Origin of the sequence: Photobacterium sp. BZF1 (assembly GCF_014349205.1) — a bacterium.
Lineage (GTDB): Bacteria > Pseudomonadota > Gammaproteobacteria > Enterobacterales > Vibrionaceae > Photobacterium.
In genome coordinates this window covers 51,786-70,275 of record NZ_JACSOF010000002.1, presented here as the reverse complement: position 1 = coordinate 70,275, position 18,490 = coordinate 51,786, and the positions used below count along the sequence as shown (strand labels likewise).

Genomic DNA, 18,490 nt, shown 5'->3' with positions numbered 1-18,490 from the left:
AGCAATAAAGAGAAAATCGATGATCCAATGGCCTTGTATATTCAAACTCGACGGCGACGATGAACTGCTTTACTTAGCCTCAGAAGCGAGCCTCATCGCTGAGTTCGAGTCACTCATCTGGAGTGATGACGACTATCTCATAGATAGCCAAGGGCAAGGTTACAAGGTGCGAGAAGTTCAAGCGGGAGCATATATCTATGAGCCATTCGGCAACCTTCTTCCTGTCTCGGAGGTAACCGATCTGATTCAGGCTCACGAGTTTACGAAAGCGGAAGTCTGCATAACCAAGATTCAGTTTTTGTCTGTGGGTGAGGCGATAAGGGCTTTGGCGGTTTAGGTGAAACCCCTCCACCAAATCCAACACATTGCTCAGAAGGCAACGTTGTTAACTACGATAGTGAACGCAAAGGGTACTCTTTTGTAATTGAAAATTGCTTTGGTATGACCTACTTCAGTGAGAATTATGGCCCATATAAAAGTGATTGGATTGCTGCATATGGGATGGATTTCCGCTATTGGAGTGAAACCTATCAGTATCCAAAATACTATATGGAAGAAGCTGATGAAAATGGTAAACATTATTATCGAATGATCCCATCTGGTTCATGGGCGGGGATGGTTGCAATTACAACAAGCTACTACGATGGTTCTGAATACACAGATTATTACTCTCGTGGGTCAGAAGAGTATGAGCACTATAAAAAAATGACTGAAAGAGCTCCACATGAAGAGAAATTCAACATTGCGTTAAAGCATGCCACCATTAATAAAATTTAATGTTGAGCTAGTGGAGGGTAAATTATTCCCTGATACAGAAGCACTCTTCTAAGCTCTACTCACTTTAATCTTTGCTTGGGTGTTTTTTAAATATGCATCTTCAAAGATAAATATACAACAAGTGCATGTGATCAAATTATTATACTGAAAGTAGTCGCATTAATACTAGGCCGAACAAACAAAGCCGGCATTGTGCCGGCTTGGGTCATAGTTAGTTATCTTCACTTTGAAATTATGCTGTAGCTGTTGATACTGCCGAGCGGATCAGTTGACCGAGTTCGTCCCATTTGCCTTGGGCAATGAGGGATTTATCGATCATCCAAGAGCCGCCGCAACAGATTACGTTTGGCTGGGCAAGGTAGCTGTGGAGATTTTCTGGATTCACCCCTCCTGTTGGCATGAATTTCAGTTGTTGGTATGGCGCTGCAATGGCCTTGAGGGTCTTTACGCCACCGTTGGCTTCGGCAGGGAAAAACTTCAGCGTATTCAAGGCAAAGTTCATTGCCTGCTCCACTTCACCGGGCGTTGCGACACCGGGAATAATGTCAATGTCGTTCTCGACGCAGTACTTCACGGTTACCGGGTTGAAACCTGGGGAAACCACCATGTGCGCGCCAGCATCGATAGCTTGCTGTGCTTGTTTGGGCGAGGTAACAGTACCGGCAATGACCAGTAAGTTTGGATACTGCTGGCTCATTATTCGTATCGCATCCAGTGCTACAGGACTGCGCAGGGTGACTTCGGCGATCGGCAAGCCATTATCAACCAGTGCCTTGGCAAGTGGAGCAGCGTCTTCCAGTCGGTCGATTTGGATAACCGGGACGACTTTCATCTCTTCGAGGATCTGCCGTGCGTTGTCCATGCTATTTTACCTCTGCAATGAAGGCTTCCACCTGGGCTTGGGTTGGGATCGGAGCTACCGCACCATAGCCTGTGGTGGTAAGTGCTGCTGCTGAGTTGGCGTAAAATAGCGCATCTTCCAAAGACTTGTCTTTGACGACTTGGCTAAGGAACGCACCCGAGAAACAGTCACCAGCACCTGTTGCGTCAACAGTATTTACCTTGTGGCCTCCGGTAGTGAAGCGGCGATCAGCGGTTGCGACCATAGCCCCGTCTGCACCCATTTTAAGGATCACATTCTTTGCCCCTAGATTTAGGTAGAAGTCGGCAACTGCGTTGGCATCTTCAAGCCCTGTCAGCATACGGGCTTCATCAAGGCTCGGCATACAGAAATCAACCAGCCGAGCGGTTTCATGGATCACTGCGCGGGCTCGTGATAGCGGCCATAACTTCAGGCGAAGGTTGGTATCGAAAGAAACAAGAGTATTGTTCTCTTTGGCTATTTCAATTGCCTTGAAAACGGCATCACTGGAGCTGTCGCTGATAGCATGGGTAATTGCCGAAGTATGGAGGAGTTTGGCTTGGGCAATAGCTTGCTCTGGAAGTTTCTCTGGGTTGACCAATGATGCCGCTGAACCTTTTCGGTAAAAGGTAAAGTGATGGCCACGCTCGTCGTGGCTGATGAAGTAGATTCCCGTTGGGGCATCTGGGTGACGCTCAACCCATTGGGTATCGACGCCTTCCTGCTGCCATAAATCAACGAACTGATCACCGAAAACATCATTACCTAGGTGTGCGAGCATAGCAACTTTGGCACCCTGCCGTGAGGCACTGACTGCGAAGTTGGAAGTGTCGCCACCGAAACCACTTAGGTATGAAATAGGGCCTTGCTGATCCGGCAGTTGGCTGAACTCAAAAAGTGGTTCACCGAAAGAAAGAATGTCGATGCTCATAATATTTGTCCTTTTTCAGGCGGCTTGCGCCGCCTATGATTAATACTGGATGTGAATTAGATGCGGCCGTATTTCGCTAGGCCTTCACGGAGTGAGCCAGATTGAATAATTAGACGGGCCTGCTCCAGTTCGCGATCGTCGATTGACTTTGCAACTTCCAGTACGTCCAATACCTTGTCTTTCGGTACACATACCACGCCGTCGATATCACCGATGATCAAGTCGCCCGGATAGATAGTGACTTCGCCGATGGTTACAGGTTTGTTGGAGCTAACCGTTTTAAAGCGGCCCAGTGTTGTCCCCGGTGAAACTGTCTTTGCGTAAACAGGGAAGTCGTAGTCGCGGCGGATTTCAGCCAAGTCCCGTAAACCACCGTTCAATACAGCTCCTTCGTGCTTGTTGGCTACTGCGCCAGCCGTCATCAGGCCACCCCATACCGCCACAGTCTCTAGTGCTGCACAGCCAGAAATAACGATTACCGATCCTTCTTCTGATTCGTCGATAGCATCCAGTGCGTGCTGTGGAGGAAGGTTTTCTTCAGCAATGTCTTCAAGAATGGTTACTGCAGGACCAACGATTTTCTTGTCGTTGATACGGTTTTTGATCTCAAATGGAAGGAACGTCGTTTCGCCAATAATTTGATCACAGGCATCTGCGATAGAAGCGGTTGAGAAAATAGAGCGGTAACCTTCGATGATATCTTTGCTAAACATAGTCTTGTCCTGTTTGAATAAAGTTTGAAATAGTGAAATTAATTAACGGTTAACCCAGTTTTGTGGTGCCTGTCCGTCGAAGACGCGAAGGACTTCTTTGGCACCTTTGTGCTGGAGTTCAATAACGGATTCTTCGGTGAACCACGCGGTGTGGTCGGTACAAATCGCATTTGGCAGCGATAACAATGGGTGGTCGTGGGCAACAGGCTCTTGTTCGAATACATCGATACCTGCAGCAAAAATCTGGTTTTCTTTCAATGCGTGGTACAGGGCGGTTTCATCCACCAAACCGCCGCGCCCGGTGTTTACCAAAATGGCGCTTGGCTTCATGGTCGCCAGAACGTCGGCATTTATCATGTGGCGGGTATGCTGGTTTAGCGGTGCATGTAGGGAGATGAAATCAGCTTCCTGGCATAGGGTTTCTAAGCTTACGCTGACAACACCCGCTTCTTTGGCTTGTTCCGGTGTCAGTGCTGGGTCTGAAACCAACACTGATTTAAAACCAAGGCCCGATGCTTTTTCGGCAAAGCTGCGGGCGATACGACCAAAGCCAACCACACCGAGCACTTTGCCCCCTAGGCGGAACATTGGTTCGCTTTGTCCCATCCCCCATTTTCCTTGGCGGACATCAGCATCGCGGGTTGGGACTCGGCGCGTTGCAGCCAGCATAAGTGCGACAGCATGTTCAGCCACATCTTCTGAACCGTAGTCCGGTACGTTCGCGACATACACTCCCTTCGCTTTTGCTGCCTTCAGGTCAATGTTGTCAACGCCTACGCCATAGCGGACGATGACCTTACATTTCGCCATCACCTCAATCATTTCGGCATCTACTAGCGCTTCGCGAACCATCACGGCATCTGCATCTGCAATTTCGTTCATGACAACAGCTTTGTCTGTGCCGATAGGTAATGCGGTGAAGTGTGCGTCATGGGCTTTTAGCACTCGTTCTTCTTCTTGGTAGTGCAGGTATCCAGGTTCTATTACAACGACCTTTTTCATTGTCTCATCCTTAAATCTGACATGTTAGTTTTGATTTATTCTTGTTTCCGTGTCCGATAAAAGACAAGCATATTGGTTAAAAAGTGTGACGAGATGCAATAAAAAATAGATAAAAAACGCCAGATTTGGACGAAATAAGACCGTGATCACTTGTTGTAATATAAAAATTGAACAACAATGACCTTGAAAACTAAAATGTCAAAAGGATCGACTGATGAGAAAAAGTACCCTATGTCTTACCCTCTCTCTTGCCCTGGCGGGAATCAGTGCCCAGGCCTATGCCGAAACCACCATTCGTGTGGGGCATGGCGCGGCGGATACCTACCACATGCATAAAGCGTGGGTAAAATTCAAAGAAATCGTGGAGCAAGAATCGAACAACGAAATTACTGTCGACATTTACCCCAACGGCCAGGTGGGAGGAGACCGGGAGCTGACAGAAGCGGTGCAGGCTGGCATCGTTGATATGACGGCACCGGTAGTAGAAGTCATGGCCGGTTGGGACCCTGCTTTTACCGTGCCGGGCCTTCCTTACACTTTCGCCAACCGTGAAGCGGCTTTGGAAGCACTCAATGGTGACTTTGGCAACAAGTTGCTGGCCAAGATGGATGACTTTGGCATTAAAGGTGTGGGCTGGATGGAAAATGGCATCCGTAACATCACCAGCAACAAAACAGTCACTGAGCCAAATGACTTACGTGGCGTGAAGATCCGCACCATGCAGGTGGAAGCCCACATGGATGCCTTCAAGTCGATGGGTGCCAACCCGACACCGATGTCGTTCAATGAGGTTTACTCGGCCCTGCAGCAAGGGGTAGTGGATGCGCAGGAAAACCCGCTCGGGCACATTTACTCGTCACGCTTCTATGAGGTCCAGAGCAACCTGACGCTTTCAGGCCACGTATATTCGACCCATATGGTGCTGGCAAACCCTGACTTCTATTACAACCTTTCAGATGAAGACCGCACCTTGGTGGAGTCGGCATTGTCTCGCGCCATTGATTATCAACAGGAAGTCATCGCCGATGAGGAGCAATTACAACTGGCTGCAATGAAGGCGGCGGGAGTGAAAATTACCCAGCTAACGCCAGAGCAAGTTGGTGCCTTCCAGGATGTAACAGCGCCTATCCGCGAAAAGTACTTCAAGATGGTTGAGCCTGAGCTGATCAACAGCTTGCCGCAGTAATGTGATGCGGCTTGGCAGCGCGGTGGCTGCCAAGCCAGGAGAACAAAAATGAAATGGTTGAGAGCTATCAACACAAACCTGGAAGCTTGGCTGATTAATTTCTTACTGGCCAATATTGTTTTTTGGATTTTTTTACAGGTGGTGATGCGCTACATATTCAGTAACTCTATCCCTTGGAGTGAAGAATTCGTTCGCTGGTGTTTTATTTGGTTTATCTGGATTGGGGTGAGTTACGGCTTTAAAACCCGAAAACATATTTCGGTGACTGCATTGGTGAATATTTTGCCGCAGACAGTGCAGAGGGTGATCAGTCTGCTGGTCAATATGGTTGTACTTTGGTGCATGGTGAAATTGTTCATCTACGGCTGGGATCAAATCATGAGCCCGATCATCGCCCGCCAGTCATCCATCGTGCTGTATTGGCCATTGACAGAAACCCGTGTCAGCATGCAATGGCTTTACGCTTCGCTACCGGCAGGGGCATTGCTGAGTGCCTTCCGTTTGGCACAAAATCTCCTTGAAGATATTCGAGATATGTTTGCTACCAAACAACAAGTAACTGAACAGAAATCAGAGAAAACAATAACGACTGGCCAAATGCAGCAGCAGGGAGGGAATTAAAATGGTTTCAACTACCTTATTCGGGGTCTTCTTATTGCTGGTTTTGCTCGGGGCACCGGTGGCCATTTGTCTTGGGGTTTCGTCGCTTATTGTCTTGGAATACTTGCCGGGCACACCCAATATCACTTTGCTTGCAAAAAGCGCTGTGATGGGGGGGAATTCATTCCCACTGGTGGCAATCCCGTTGTTTGTTCTGGCGGGTGAAGTGATGCAGCGCGGTGGCCTATCGACCCGTATTGTTGGCGCAGCCTATAGCTTGGTCGGCCATTTCAAAGCGGGTTTGGCATATGTGAATGTATTGGCGAGTATGTTTTTTGCGGCCATTTCGGGCTCTTCTCCTGCCACCGTTGCGGCTATCGGTTCGAATATGATCCCCGAGATGGAGCGGGTGGGGTATAAGCGGCCTTTCTCGGCGGCATTGACTGCAGCTGCTGGAATTACTGGGGTGATGATCCCACCTTCTATCCCGCTCATCATATACGGTGTTACTGCCAACCAGTCGATTGGTAAGTTGTTCCTGGCCGGGATCATTCCGGGTTTGATGTTTGGTCTTGGCTATATGCTGGTGGCTAAGATGACTATTAATAATCACCTTACGCCGGCTAGCCGTGTTTCTCAAAAGATGGTGCAAGCAATTGAGGGGAACCAAAAACAACAGCAAGGTGGCTGGCGGCAACATTCCATTTGGGCCTTGATTGTACCGGTGATCATCCTTGGTGGTATTTATGGGGGTATTTTCACTCCGACTGAGGCCGCAGGTGTTGCCGTTGTCTATGCCTTGTTTGTTAGCCTGTTTATTTACCGTGACTTGAAGATATCTGATTTAAATAGTGTGTTCCTGAAAGCGGGCCTGACTTCGGCGACAGTGCTTGTCATGGTTGTAATGGCGTCTTCGTTTGGCCGCTTGCTTACCCTTGAGCGGGTTCCGATGGAAGTGGCTAACTTCATTACCACGGTGTCGGAAAACCCATTGCTGGTATTGCTGCTAATTAACATTATGCTATTGATTGTTGGCATGTTTATGGAAACAATCGCTTCGATTATTATCCTAACGCCGATTTTGCTACCTATTGTGCAGACAATGGGGATTGATCCGGTGCACTTTGGGGTAATAATGACAGTCAATTTGGCGATTGGTTTCTGTACGCCGCCATTAGGGGCTAACCTGTTCGTTGCCACCGGGGTTGCCAACGTCAGTTTGGAAGAGTTGGTGAAGTCAATCTTGCCGTTCTTGCTGGCGATGGTGGTGATGCTGATGATGGTGACTTTCATACCACAACTGTCTTTGTTCCTACCGTCCATCCTTCTATAAGCTGTTGATTGCTTTTTGGAAAGGAAGAAAAGTAACTGGTATAATCACGCAGTACTCAATACGGGCAGCGGCAGGTTGCCCGTTTCATTGATAGTGAGCTTTTATGAAACAAGACCTTCTCAAAGACATAATTTACCGTCGAATCAGAGACATGATTGTTGTCGGTACACTACCGATGGGCATGAAGATATCGGAAACTGTGCTCGCAAACCGTTTGAATGCGACCAAAGCACCGATCCGAGACGCAATTAAACGTCTGCAAAGCGAAGGTCTGGTTCAAGTAAAACCGAAAAGTGGCACCTTTGTGTTTCACTTTACGGCTGAAGAGTTCCATGAGCTGCTTGAGTTCCGCTACCATATTGAATCTCAGGGTTTGAAGCTGTCATTCCAAAAGAACCCCAAGCAACTTATCCAAGAGATGTGCTTTATTCTCGATAAGATGGAAGTGTGCATTAATTCGGGCAGTACCCTGGAATATTTGAACCTTGATAACGAGTATCACCAGATAATGATTTCATTGTGTGATAACCGTTACTTTCAAGAATCCTACGATTTGATTTCGGCCCGTATGGCAACAGTTCGAAACCATCTTGGTAACAGCGAATCACATATGTTGCGATCGTTTGTTCAGCACAAAGAGATTATCGAGTCGCTGAAGAATAAAGATATCGAACATGCCCAGCACCAGTTGTTGTGCCACATTCTTCCAGAACACGGCGCATTCTGGGATATGAAAAATATCAGTACCTGATTGGAAAAACGCGGAACCTGTTAAGTGTTTTTAAAAATAAAAAAGCCCGGTCTCTGCCGGGCTTTGTTGTAATAGGTGGGGAACGGCTATTTCGCCTTAGCCTCTATCGCATTGCGGTTCAGTGCCGCGAAGCGGTAGATAATATGGACAAACTTGCTAAACGGCATCGCGACAAACAAGGTGAACACGGTGCCGAGGTGGATAGCCAAGGTCATGCCCATTAACGAAGTGTCCCTGACGGCCAGTAGCAAGAGCCCGGTGATGCTGACCAGCATCAGCAATACCAAGAAGGCGACATCCATACCGAACATGCTTCTTACTGACGGTTGCTCGGCGAAGTTGATTTTGGTCCACAGCAACCCGGCAGGACCGATGATCAGGCCTATACCTCCCACTGTTCCCAGCACAACCGGCAGGCTGAAGTAAGGGTAGGGGGCCGGCCAGCCAAAGCCATAATCATAGACGGTGGCGACCGATGTTGCGGCAAAGCACAACAGGAAACCGTACATCATGAAGTGGTGGAACATCCTACGTGTATTGGAGAAGGACTCGTTACGGGTGTTACAGCCTTCGCCGTTGCCGCCAAGGTGGCGTAGGGTCAGGGCGTCTTTCAACGCCGGGATCAGGTTATCCCGCGAGAAAAATTGTTTGAGGCTGTAGCCTGTCTTGCGCCAAAATCCGATGAAGGACATCACCAAGGCGGCAATGACAAACAGCATGGCTCCTCCCATCAGAGCTACCATCGCATTGTGAGGCATAATGGCATAGAAATCGCCTTGGTGTTCGCCGAACAGGATTTCCGGCGATTGGATGGCAATGGCTATTAAGATAGCCAACGACACACTGACCAAGGTGAGCATCGAAACAAACAAGCCGTTATGGGCGATCAAACCAGACAGTTTGCCCGGCCAGGCATATTTCTTGTAAGTTTCGTTCCTCAAATCTCCCAGCGCTTTGGGGACATTGAGGTTGAACGGATGCGGCGCGGTGTACTGGCAGGCGTGGTAACAACCTGTACAGTTGTGGCAGAGGTTAGAGAGGTAATCCAAGTCCTCGTCGCTGAACTCACGCCGTTGCTGCATCGCCGGAAAAACCGCGCAGAAGCCTTCGCAATAGCGGCAGGCATTACATACTTCCATCACCCTGCGGGCTTCCTGAACCTTGTCCTTGTATTGGGTATTTCCCTTGTCGATGAAGATGATGTCTTCCTCAAGAATTTGCGCCATGGCTTGCCTCCTTGCCTGCAATGCGTCCAAATACGGTACCGATAGTCATGCCTAGTCCGGCGAGGTAGCCTTTGCCCAATACGTTACCGGCCATCACTTCACCGGCAGCAAATACATTTTTCGATGGTTGGCCGTCGGCCATCAGTGCCCTCGCATTTTCATCCACTTTGACACCCAAATAGGTGAAGGTAATGCCGGGACGAAGCGGGTAGCCATAAAATGGCGGCTCGACGATTTTACGTGCCCAGTGCGTTTTGGGCGGGGTTAACCCCTCGGTACAACAGTCATCCAAGACGGTATTGTCGAATGTCCCCGGGCTGACGTGGGCGTTGAACTCGTCCACGGTCTGCTGCAACTTGGCTGGGTCTAGTTTGAGTTTGGTGGCTAGCTCCTCGATAGAGTTGGCCTTGACCGGCGGAAATACCGAAGGCATGAAGTTGTTGATAGATTGGCTGTCAATAATGACATACCCAATCTGATCAGGCTGTGCGGCAACTAGGCGTCCCCAAATCGCATAGCGTTTGGGCCAGAAGTCTTCCCCCTCATCATAGAAGCGCTCGCACTGGTTGTTGACCACAATGCCAAAAGAGACGCAGTCGAGCCGGGTGACAATCCCACCATCGAACTTGGGTGAGCGGGCATCGATAGCCACCGCATGGCATTGGTCAGGTTCGCCGACAGGCTGGAATCCGTTGTTGATCAGCTCTTTGAGCAAACGGCCTTTGTTGTAGGGGGTACCGCGGATAATAAAGTTCTCCGCCGCCGGTCCCCAAGCTTCTTTCAGCCAGTCGATATTGGCCTGGAAACCACCTGCCGCGACCACTAGGCTATTGGCGCGGATTTCATAGGGGAAGCCTTTGGCATTGACCACCGCTTTTTTGAACACGCCGTCTTCGATGACCAGTTCTTCGACTTCGGTGTCGTATTCGATCTCTACCCCCATCTTCTCTGCCGACAGGTAATAGGCGTTCACCAAGGCTTTGCCGCCGCCAAGGAAAAAGGCATTGGTTCGTGAAAGGCTCAAGGTGCCGCTCAGTGACGGTTGGAAGCGGACGCCGTGGGATTTCATCCACTCACGGACACTTTCAGACTCGCGGATAGCCATGCGGGCAAGTTTTTCATCGGTATTGCCGCCGGTGACCCGCATCAGGTCTTCCCAGTATTCGTCTTCCGAATAACTGTCACTCAATACGTCCTGCGGCTTGCTGTGCATGCAGCGCAGGTTTCGGGTATGGCGGCTGTTGCCACCGCGAAATACCTTGGGGGCGTGTTCGATCACCAGAACCGACGCGCCTTGCTCCCTGGCACTGATGGCAGCACAGAGTGCGGCATTGCCACCTCCCACAACCAATACATCCCAGTGTTTTGATAAATCAGCCATTGATTTGCTCCGTTACCAGCCCATAGAGTGCTGGACCAGTGTTAATAATTGTTCGCCAACTACGCCGCTTGGGTATTCCAGTACCATGACGTAAGACATGGTCTCCAATACCCCGAGCGTCAGCCCCGTCAGCACAGCAGTCCGTGTCCAGCTGGCGTTGGCTTCTTTGCGAAGGAAAGTGATATAGAAAAGGGTTACGGCAGGGAGGAAACCAGCCAGGATCACCGTGCCGGCGAAACCACCGAACCACCACAGGTAGTAGTAGAAAGAGCGCTGGTATTGGTTGTCATTTTCCAGATCCTGCAGTTCGACAGCCGCTGTTTGGCTTCGACCAAGTCGCCATAGGTGCCAGGCCATAGCAATGATCATGGCTATGCTCACGATTCCGCCAAACACACCACCGAGTAAGCTCAACTGAAGCGCTTCGTAGCCAGCCCAGATAAAGAAAGCCAGTATCACTGCGGTAAATAGCTTTTGCTCGGTTGAAACCTTGGTTGATGCTTGTGAAATATCCGGCTTGGGTTGTTTTTTGAAACTAAACCAAAGTGACGCTGCCGTTAGCAGGGCAATAATGATAGTGCCGGGGCGCAGGAACATCTCAGCACCATAAAATTGCATCGCTTGGTAAAGATAGGTTTCGATGTTTCCTGCCAGGACAAACCCAATCAGGAATGCCGGGCGGGGCCACTCGAACCGCTTCATAGCCAAACCAAGGATACCGACAGCAAACAAGGTCAGTAGGTCGCTGATATCCCTTGTCGCTTGGAAGGCGGCAAAACTGATCACGACTAGCATGAACGGTGCCATCAGGGCGTAGGGAATCGTAGTGAGCTTGGCGACTTGGCGCGAGAACAGCAAACACAGTCCGGCACCGAAAATGTTGGCGATGGCCAGAGACCAGACGATGGTATAGGTAAGCCCGAGGTTGTCACTGACCATGGAAGGGCCGGGTTCAATACCAATTAGCACCATACCGCCGAGGAATACCGCCATACTGCCAGAGCCGGGGATGCCGAATAACAGTGTCGGGATCAGGCCACCCCCTTCCTTGGCGTTATTGGCCGATTCAGGAGCCAATACACCCCGTACGTCGCCCTTACCAAACTCGCTATTGTCTTTGGCACTTTGTTTGACGTGGCCGTAGGCGATCCAATCCACTACGTTGCCACCCAAACCCGGAATGGCTCCAATCATGGCACCGATAGAGGCACACCTGACACATAACCAGCGGTAGAGCCACATATCGCGGATCCCCTGCACCCAACCAGAGCGCAACTCGCCCTGTGATATAGCACCGCCCTGGCGCAACAGGTAGATGATTTCGGGAAAGGCGAAAATGCCCAGTGCCACTACCACCAACGGCAAGCCATCGTAGAGGTAGAACATGCCAAGTGTCATGCGCTCTTCACCGGTTGCAGGCGCACTGCCCACACTGCCAAGCAGTAGGCCAAGGCCACATGCCATCAGGCCCTTGCTAATACTGTTGCCCGCCAACACCCCAACCATACTGAGTCCCAATATAGCCAGCATGAATAACTCTGCTGAGCCGAGGCTGAGGATCAGTGGCCTTGCGACCAAGACAAACACGGTTAAGATCAGGGCGCCGAATACGCCGCCGAATAGCGATGCGGAAAAGGCAGCGCCAAGTGCCCGAGCAGCCTGGCCTTTTTTGGCCATCGGGAAGCCATCGAGTACGGTGGCCTGCGAGGCACTGGAGCCAGGGATCCCCATCAAAACCGAAGTGAAGGTATCGGAGGTTGGGATCACCGCAACCAACCCAATCAGCATTGCCAATGCCGGTACGGTGTCCATTCCGTAGAGAAACGGTAACAATAGCGAAAGGCCAACGATGCCGCCGAGGCCAGGGAAGACCCCGACCGCGAGCCCCATTAGTACCCCAGCCAGCATGTACAGCATGCTTTGGGGCTGGAATACTTCAGCTAGTGCTAAAAAGAGAGTATCGAACATACATCACCTCTAGAATCGGGCGTTGAATCGTTCTTTCAACCAAGCTTGGACCCAAGCCTGATCGTCCTTGCTGATTGCTGTCGCTTGTTTGTAGAGCGTGCCAATATTGTCACCTGTCGCAGGGGTATAAGCTCCCAAAGCCAGTTTTGATGCTTGGATGAACTCAGGGTTGTTGGCGATTTTCTCAAAGGCAGCCTTATAGGTAGCAATCACCTCGGGATCGGCATTTTTAGGTAGCAAGACCAGTTTTTGGGCAGGGAAGCCGGGGATGAAAAAGGCTTTCCAGGCTTCAAAGGCAGGGCCAGACGGTGCTTTGCCATGGATAGATTCATAAACTTCGGCAAAGTGAGGTAGGCCTGGGAAAGACGGGTCACGAATAAGGTTGCCTTGTGAGTCAAGCGCCCCCCAACTCATCAATGGAACAGCTTTGCCTTCTTCGACGAGAGGAGTCACTTTCGACAAATAGGCTGACGATGTCTGGTAATCCAGATTCACTTCGCCACGCTCGAATGCCAATCGCGCTGCACCTTTCCCGGTCATACCAAATACCGGTTTGACGTCCATACCGAGTAGTTCGAAAGCCAGAAGGGGAATAAGATCGAGAGAGGTTGGGCCTTGGCTACCGTAGGTGAGTGCCGACTGGGTATTTGCTAACTTTTCAGCCGTATCAATATTCAATTCTGGGTTTACGTATACCACCCCACCAGATGGCGAGGCAAAAACGGCTTCCCAGTCAAGGTAGTCATAACGAACACGCTTGTCATCCAAAAGCCAAGGTAGCTGGGTTGTCCCAGAAGTACCCAGTAGCATCAATCCGTCTTTACGGGCCCTTTTCTGGAAGAAATTGGCGCCTTTTATCGAGCTTCCTCCCGGCATGTTCTTAATAACAATAGCTGGCTGACCGGGTAGGGCATCTGTGAGGTAAGGAGCGATAAAGCGTGCCCAGCGGTCAGTACCGCCTCCTTCTTTAAATGGGATCACCCACTCGATGCGCTTGCCGCTGAAGTCTGTCTTAGCCACCGCAGGGGCAGAGACACTGATGATGGAGATGGCGGCAATAAACACACCGGAAATAAGCCGTTTGAATTTGTTCATGTTCGCTTCCTGTATATCCGTTCGGGTAGGAGGTGTTGTTGTTTTTATTTTGTATTGCATTGTATACAATGCAATACAATAATTAACAATATATCAACATCGGTCAATAAGTGAGCGCCAAAGTATGAGCTGAATCGACTTTTTTATTTGGTATCTGTGGTGTCATCAAGTGTTGGAAATGATGTGTTAGTACATTTAAATTTATTTAAAACAACACCTTAATTGTTGTTGTGAGTAAGAGGGAGCAAGGGTAGGCTGATGGAGCAGTTTTACGAGTGGTTCAAACCTTCAGTGTTAACAGAATTGCAATTCGCCATTCTGATCTCATTGAGTTTTGTAACATCGGCGATAACGGCAATCATGGGTGTTGGCGGCGGGGCGGCCTTGATTGCGGTTATGGCGAGTTTTATGCCGGCAGCGGCGATCATTCCGGTTCATGCAATGGTACAGCTCGGCAGCAATGGCGGCCGTTTGCTACTGATGCGCCGGCATGTTGTCCGCCATTTCGTGTTGTGGTTTGTGGTCGGAACAACCATTGGGGCCATGATTGGCGGCAATATCGCCGTGTCTTTGGAGCCGGCCTATATCCAGTTGATCTTGGGTGGATTTATCCTTTTCAGTTGCTGGGTACCCATTGCCTCTGCGCTCAATGGCAAAAAGAGCCTGACCTTGCTCGGTTCGCTGACTTCATTCTTGACTATGTTCGTCGGGGCAACGGGACCGTTCGTCATGGCTTCTATGCGTCATGTCATCAATGACAAGCAGAAGCTGGTTGGCACGATGGCTGCGCTAATGACTGCGCAGCATTTGATCAAGGCGGTGGTCTTCGGTGTGCTGGGCTTTGCGTTTGCCGAATGGCTTGGCGTTATTTTGCTTATGATCTGTAGTGGTTTTTTTGGCACAATGGCAGGCAAAGCATTACTTGAGCGGGTTTCAAACGAAAGGTTCCAGCTAGCGTTGCGAATTATGCTGACCTTGCTGGCGTTGAGGATGCTGTGGTCTGCGTTCGGGCAACTGTAGTTGCCAGAGCGTTGAGCGACTCGCTGATTTGAAAAGGAAGATAGATGAATACGATAGCTGCCTTAACTGCTGAGGATTTTAGCTTCGAGCTTGAAGCAGAGGAACAAAGTGCTATTGAGGGTACTTCGCGGTCGGAGTTTGCTTATCATATGCTGCGAATGGCGCTGCAGCGAGGGGTGTTCAAGCCGGGTCAGCGCTTGAGGGAAGTCGAATTATCAACGGCACTGAATGTAAGCCGTACCCCTATCCGCGAAGCACTGCACCGCCTTGCCAATGATGGCCTGCTGACTATCAGTGCAAATAAGGGGGTGGCCGTAGCGCAGTTGGATATCCAGCAGGTAATGGAGCTCTATACCATGCGCGAAATCCTGGAAGGGGCTGCTGCAGGGCTAGCCGCGACGCGGGCGTCGGAGATGGAAGTGATGTTAATGCAGCAGTTGCTGGACGAAGACCGGCAGTCGGCGGCAGATGACTATGCCCGACATGCCCTGATGAACCGCCGGTTCCACCGTACTATTTATCAAGCGGCTCATAACCCGTATTTGCTCCGTTCACTCGATGGCCTGCGTGATGCGATGGCCCTGCTTGGCAAAACAACCTTGAGCGACCCAACCCGTTGGCACACTGCCCTTGAAGAGCATCAGGCGATGGTTGATGCAATTAAAAACCGTGATGCCTCCGAGGCTGAAAAGCTCGCTCGATCCCATGTTCAAAATGCTCTCAAAGAGCGTATGAAGCAGTTTATGCTGTAACTATTACTGACAAGCAGAATAAAAATAGCGCCACCTTCGTCAGAAAGCGGCGCAGCGTCATTTCACTATCAGTCGTTGTTTACCGGCTCAACAAGATAGTTATGGATAGTGACATCCCCGGCATCATCCAGGCTCACTGACCATGTTTCATTGACCAGCAGGTTGACACTTTGGCCCTTGAGCGCTGAATTTTCAAAGCTCTTGGCTTGCAGGCGGACGCGCAGTTCGACCTGGTACTTGTCACCCTCGGCTTTGATTTCAACTTGCTCGACTTGGTGGTCGCAACCCGGCTTGAAGGTGGCACGGGCAATAGCATACCAATCGCGGAAACCTTCGTGGCCGATAAAGGTGCCTTCCGGCATTTCAATGTTCACATCCTCAGCCAGAAACCCGGTGAAGAAGGCATTTTCTTCAGGCAGTTTGTCGAATTCGGCGAACCAGTTGGCGACGAACTTCTGGATTTTGTTGTCGGCAGAGCCAGTGATGCTTTCAATCTGTGCCATTAACTGGTCAGCATGGGTGCGGGCACGGCCTTCTACTTCTTGTTGTGTGTTGTACACACCCGGAATATAGACCATGCGGTGGCTATATACCGGCTTGTGGTACACCATACCTGCAAGGTACGCAGTCTGCTGAAGCGGGTACATGAACTGCTCAACGGTAAAGTGGTTGTAGCCCAGCGGATCGTATGACTCTTCTGGCCCACCGATAGTGAAAGACAAGATGAAGTCTTTGCCTTTTAGCTTGTCACCTTTTGAGCCATAGGCGAAGTTATATGAGAACACGTCGTCGATATATTTTTTCAACAGTGCAGGCATTGAGTACCAGTAGAACGGGAATTGCAGCACAACAACATCAGCGCCCAGCAGTGCCTGTTGCTCTGCTTCTACATCGATTTGGTAGTCTGGGTAGAGGCTATCTAGGCGACGAACTTCAACGCTGTCCAAGCCTTGCTGAAGTGATTCTAAAATCACAGTGTTGGTGTATGACTCGTTTAGGTTAGGGTGGCCTGAAATTACCAGTACTTTGCTCATTGTCTTACTCCCGGTGGTGTCGCTCTCGATTTGATGGGATAAGTCTACCTAGCCTTATTGCTAATTTTTAGATGACGTTTTCTTAATTTATTATTAGGCTCAAACTAATAGTTGAAACTCATTCGAAGAATACAGAGAGGCCAGCTTGAACGGTGCAACCTATAATCAATTGATGATGTTCCACACCATTGTCAACGAGGGCAGTATTTCCAGTGCAGCACGCAAGCTTGAGATCGCCCCGCCTTCGGTCAGCCAGGCACTCAAAACCCTTGAGCAGCAGATGGGACTGCCGCTGTTTACCCGGACGACCAGACGGATGGAATTGACAGAAGCGGGGCAGCTTTTGTTTGAGCGTACTCAAGGCGCAATATCTGAACTCAACTTTGCCGTCGAGAGTGTGAAAGATTTAAGCGAGGATCCGTCCGGCAAGGTGCGGATCACTACTCCGCGATTTGCCTACCAGTATCTGCTCAAACCCATCTATGTCGAGTTCTGCCAGCGCTACCCCAATATCCAGCTGGAAATCTCTATCAATGATGCCGCGGTCAATATCATCAGTGATGGCTTTGATATGGGAATCCGCTTTGGCGACAGGGTTGAAGAGGGGATGGTGGCCCGTCAACTGACCCCGCCAACTAAGGAAGCCTTATTTGCCTCTCTGAGCTATATCGAAAAACACGGCATGCCCAACTCGCCAGATGATCTGAAACAGCACAAACTGATCCAATACCGTTTTATTGCCTCCAACCAGTTGGCCCCACTGAGGCTCAATAATGAAGGGCAGGATATTACGGTGGATATGCCGCTGGGGCTCATCGTCAACGATACCGATGTGATGGTGGATGCCGCGGTTAATGGCTTGGGAATTGGCCGCGTTATCGAGCCGATGATTGATGACTTGCTGGTGGATAGCCAGCTTGTGCCGGTGTTGCAGCCTTATTGGTATCCGTATTCTGGCCTTTATGTCTACTTCCATCAGAACACACAGAAGGCCAAGCGGGTGCGGGTACTTATCGACTTCTTGGTCGAGAAGCTGGCTGGAAAATAATAGCTCTTGATTATCGGCAGTCGTAGGCAGTGCCGAGTAAAGACACCGAGGTGGTGAAGTTGTGCGGGCTCATGGTGACCACAGTATCGGCACCCATACGGAAAGCGTTGTTTTTCAGCTCATTAACCGCGCCTTGAATGAGCGCATCATTGCTGTAGAACAGGTAGGAGTACCAGTGGCCTTCGTTGCCGGTCACTTCACCGACCCAGTTGCATTGGTCGAGGCTGGGTAGGCTGGTGGTAAGCACACGGACTTGGTTGGCTTGCGGAATTAGCTCTTCACTGGGTGTGGCACAGCCGAATAGAAACAGGCTGAACAAACCTGCCAATAGTGTTTTTCTCATGTCGCTTTCAAATAGCCCGATGGTGATACCTAAAATCGGCGCTAGGTTACCACCATAATGAGCAATGGCTAAATGATTTTTATGTAAAGGTTTTTCTCCGCTCATCCCCTAGCAACCTAGTGCTAGCAAGGGATTGGATGTGTTTTCCAATTTGCTTTTTCATTGTGCAAAAAGCCACCTATGATCATCTTGGGTGACTTTTTTTTTTCAAAAGAACGTTGTATTTCCACAGAGCGGTGAATTGATAATGGACGAGAAACAAAAAGTAAAAGATCTGCTGGTCGCTACCCGGTTTGGTGTGTCTGCACTGGAGATGGAGACCATCATCAATGTGAACCGAGATATTGCCTTGGCGGTTATTGCTGAGCTGAAAGCTGAAGGAGAGGATATCCAAACATTCGGCGAGGATCAGAACCCCGCCGAGTTGGTGCTGTATTCTATTGGGGCAATAGAAGAAGGGATTTAAAC

Annotated in this window: 20 protein-coding genes; 10 read left to right on the top strand and 10 right to left on the bottom strand. The window is 49.9% G+C overall.

The features are described 5' to 3' along the window. The first annotated feature begins 19 nt into the window (after positions 1-19). On the top strand, positions 20-337 hold the full coding sequence (locus BIZ37_RS00840; RefSeq protein ID WP_187459910.1) for a DUF4144 family protein: 318 nt from the start codon (positions 20-22) through the stop codon (positions 335-337). Between the two features lie 104 nt (positions 338-441). Next, positions 442-777, top strand: a complete 336-nt coding sequence (locus BIZ37_RS00835) for a hypothetical protein (RefSeq protein ID WP_187459909.1) — start codon at positions 442-444, stop codon at positions 775-777. A gap of 232 nt (positions 778-1,009) precedes the next feature. Here the strand turns inward: BIZ37_RS00835 and BIZ37_RS00830 are convergent, their stop codons facing one another. From BIZ37_RS00830 to BIZ37_RS00815, 4 genes are read right to left on the bottom strand one after another with little or no spacing between them, the layout of a single operon-like run. Further along, positions 1,010-1,639, bottom strand: coding sequence for a bifunctional 4-hydroxy-2-oxoglutarate aldolase/2-dehydro-3-deoxy-phosphogluconate aldolase (locus BIZ37_RS00830; protein ID WP_187459908.1), 630 nt, complete (start codon positions 1,637-1,639; stop codon positions 1,010-1,012). Between the two features lies 1 nt (position 1,640). After that, a complete protein-coding gene (locus BIZ37_RS00825; protein WP_107300704.1) occupies positions 1,641-2,570 on the bottom strand; it encodes a sugar kinase in 930 nt (309 codons plus the stop codon). A gap of 56 nt (positions 2,571-2,626) precedes the next feature. Then, a complete protein-coding gene (locus BIZ37_RS00820; RefSeq protein WP_187459907.1) occupies positions 2,627-3,283 on the bottom strand; it encodes an RraA family protein in 657 nt (218 codons plus the stop codon). A gap of 42 nt (positions 3,284-3,325) precedes the next feature. After that, the gene (locus BIZ37_RS00815; RefSeq protein WP_187459906.1) at positions 3,326-4,285 is read right to left on the bottom strand and encodes a C-terminal binding protein; all 960 of its coding nucleotides are present in this window, start codon (positions 4,283-4,285) and stop codon (positions 3,326-3,328) included. Positions 4,286-4,499: 214 nt separating this feature from the next. Here BIZ37_RS00815 and BIZ37_RS00810 point away from each other — a divergent pair, with 214 nt between their 5' ends. The 4 genes from BIZ37_RS00810 to BIZ37_RS00795 all read left to right on the top strand — a co-directional run bounded on the left by BIZ37_RS00810 (position 4,500) and on the right by BIZ37_RS00795 (position 8,155). Beyond that, positions 4,500-5,471: a TRAP transporter substrate-binding protein gene (locus BIZ37_RS00810; protein ID WP_187459905.1), complete on the top strand. Its 972-nt coding sequence runs from the start codon at positions 4,500-4,502 to the stop codon at positions 5,469-5,471. 48 nt (positions 5,472-5,519) lie between these two features. Continuing rightward, a complete protein-coding gene (locus BIZ37_RS00805) occupies positions 5,520-6,092 on the top strand; it encodes a TRAP transporter small permease (protein WP_187459904.1) in 573 nt (190 codons plus the stop codon). Between the two features lies 1 nt (position 6,093). Then, positions 6,094-7,404, top strand: coding sequence for a TRAP transporter large permease (locus BIZ37_RS00800; protein WP_187459903.1), 1,311 nt, complete (start codon positions 6,094-6,096; stop codon positions 7,402-7,404). A gap of 103 nt (positions 7,405-7,507) precedes the next feature. Next, positions 7,508-8,155, top strand: a complete 648-nt coding sequence (locus BIZ37_RS00795; RefSeq protein ID WP_187459902.1) for a GntR family transcriptional regulator — start codon at positions 7,508-7,510, stop codon at positions 8,153-8,155. 86 nt (positions 8,156-8,241) lie between these two features. Here BIZ37_RS00795 and tcuB read toward each other — a convergent pair whose 3' ends face one another. The 4 genes from tcuB to BIZ37_RS00775 are packed head-to-tail and all read right to left on the bottom strand — an operon-like array spanning position 8,242 to position 13,825. Beyond that, a complete protein-coding gene (tcuB, locus tag BIZ37_RS00790) occupies positions 8,242-9,381 on the bottom strand; it encodes a tricarballylate utilization 4Fe-4S protein TcuB (protein ID WP_187459901.1) in 1,140 nt (379 codons plus the stop codon). Beyond that, the gene (gene tcuA, locus BIZ37_RS00785; RefSeq protein ID WP_187459900.1) at positions 9,365-10,762 is read right to left on the bottom strand and encodes an FAD-dependent tricarballylate dehydrogenase TcuA; all 1,398 of its coding nucleotides are present in this window, start codon (positions 10,760-10,762) and stop codon (positions 9,365-9,367) included. Before tcuA ends, tcuB begins: the two co-directional genes overlap by 17 nt. 12 nt (positions 10,763-10,774) lie before the next feature. Further along, entirely contained in the window at positions 10,775-12,730 is a 1,956-nt protein-coding gene (locus BIZ37_RS00780; protein WP_187459899.1) for a tripartite tricarboxylate transporter permease, read from the bottom strand. Between the two features lie 9 nt (positions 12,731-12,739). Continuing rightward, on the bottom strand, positions 12,740-13,825 hold the full coding sequence (locus tag BIZ37_RS00775) for a tripartite tricarboxylate transporter substrate binding protein (protein ID WP_187459898.1): 1,086 nt from the start codon (positions 13,823-13,825) through the stop codon (positions 12,740-12,742). A 258-nt stretch (positions 13,826-14,083) separates the two neighbouring features. Here BIZ37_RS00775 and BIZ37_RS00770 point away from each other — a divergent pair, with 258 nt between their 5' ends. Beyond that, positions 14,084-14,845: a sulfite exporter TauE/SafE family protein gene (locus BIZ37_RS00770; protein WP_107300693.1), complete on the top strand. Its 762-nt coding sequence runs from the start codon at positions 14,084-14,086 to the stop codon at positions 14,843-14,845. Positions 14,846-14,889: 44 nt separating this feature from the next. Continuing rightward, positions 14,890-15,597 (top strand): GntR family transcriptional regulator, encoded by a 708-nt coding sequence (locus BIZ37_RS00765; protein WP_187459897.1) that lies wholly within the window; start codon positions 14,890-14,892, stop codon positions 15,595-15,597. A gap of 68 nt (positions 15,598-15,665) precedes the next feature. Here BIZ37_RS00765 and BIZ37_RS00760 read toward each other — a convergent pair whose 3' ends face one another. Further along, positions 15,666-16,631, bottom strand: a complete 966-nt coding sequence (locus tag BIZ37_RS00760; RefSeq protein ID WP_187459896.1) for an NAD(P)H-dependent oxidoreductase — start codon at positions 16,629-16,631, stop codon at positions 15,666-15,668. A 145-nt stretch (positions 16,632-16,776) separates the two neighbouring features. Between BIZ37_RS00760 and BIZ37_RS00755 the strand changes: the two genes are divergently transcribed. After that, entirely contained in the window at positions 16,777-17,679 is a 903-nt protein-coding gene (locus BIZ37_RS00755) for a LysR family transcriptional regulator (protein ID WP_187459895.1), read from the top strand. Positions 17,680-17,689: 10 nt separating this feature from the next. On the opposite strand, the gene BIZ37_RS00750 is transcribed toward BIZ37_RS00755, so the two are convergent. Next, entirely contained in the window at positions 17,690-18,022 is a 333-nt protein-coding gene (locus BIZ37_RS00750; RefSeq protein WP_187459944.1) for a DUF4156 domain-containing protein, read from the bottom strand. A gap of 247 nt (positions 18,023-18,269) precedes the next feature. Between BIZ37_RS00750 and BIZ37_RS00745 the strand changes: the two genes are divergently transcribed. Continuing rightward, positions 18,270-18,488 carry a hypothetical protein gene (locus BIZ37_RS00745; RefSeq protein ID WP_255526638.1) on the top strand — a complete coding sequence of 73 codons (219 nt, stop codon included), beginning with the start codon at positions 18,270-18,272 and terminating at the stop codon, positions 18,486-18,488. The last annotated feature ends 2 nt before the right edge of the window (positions 18,489-18,490 follow it).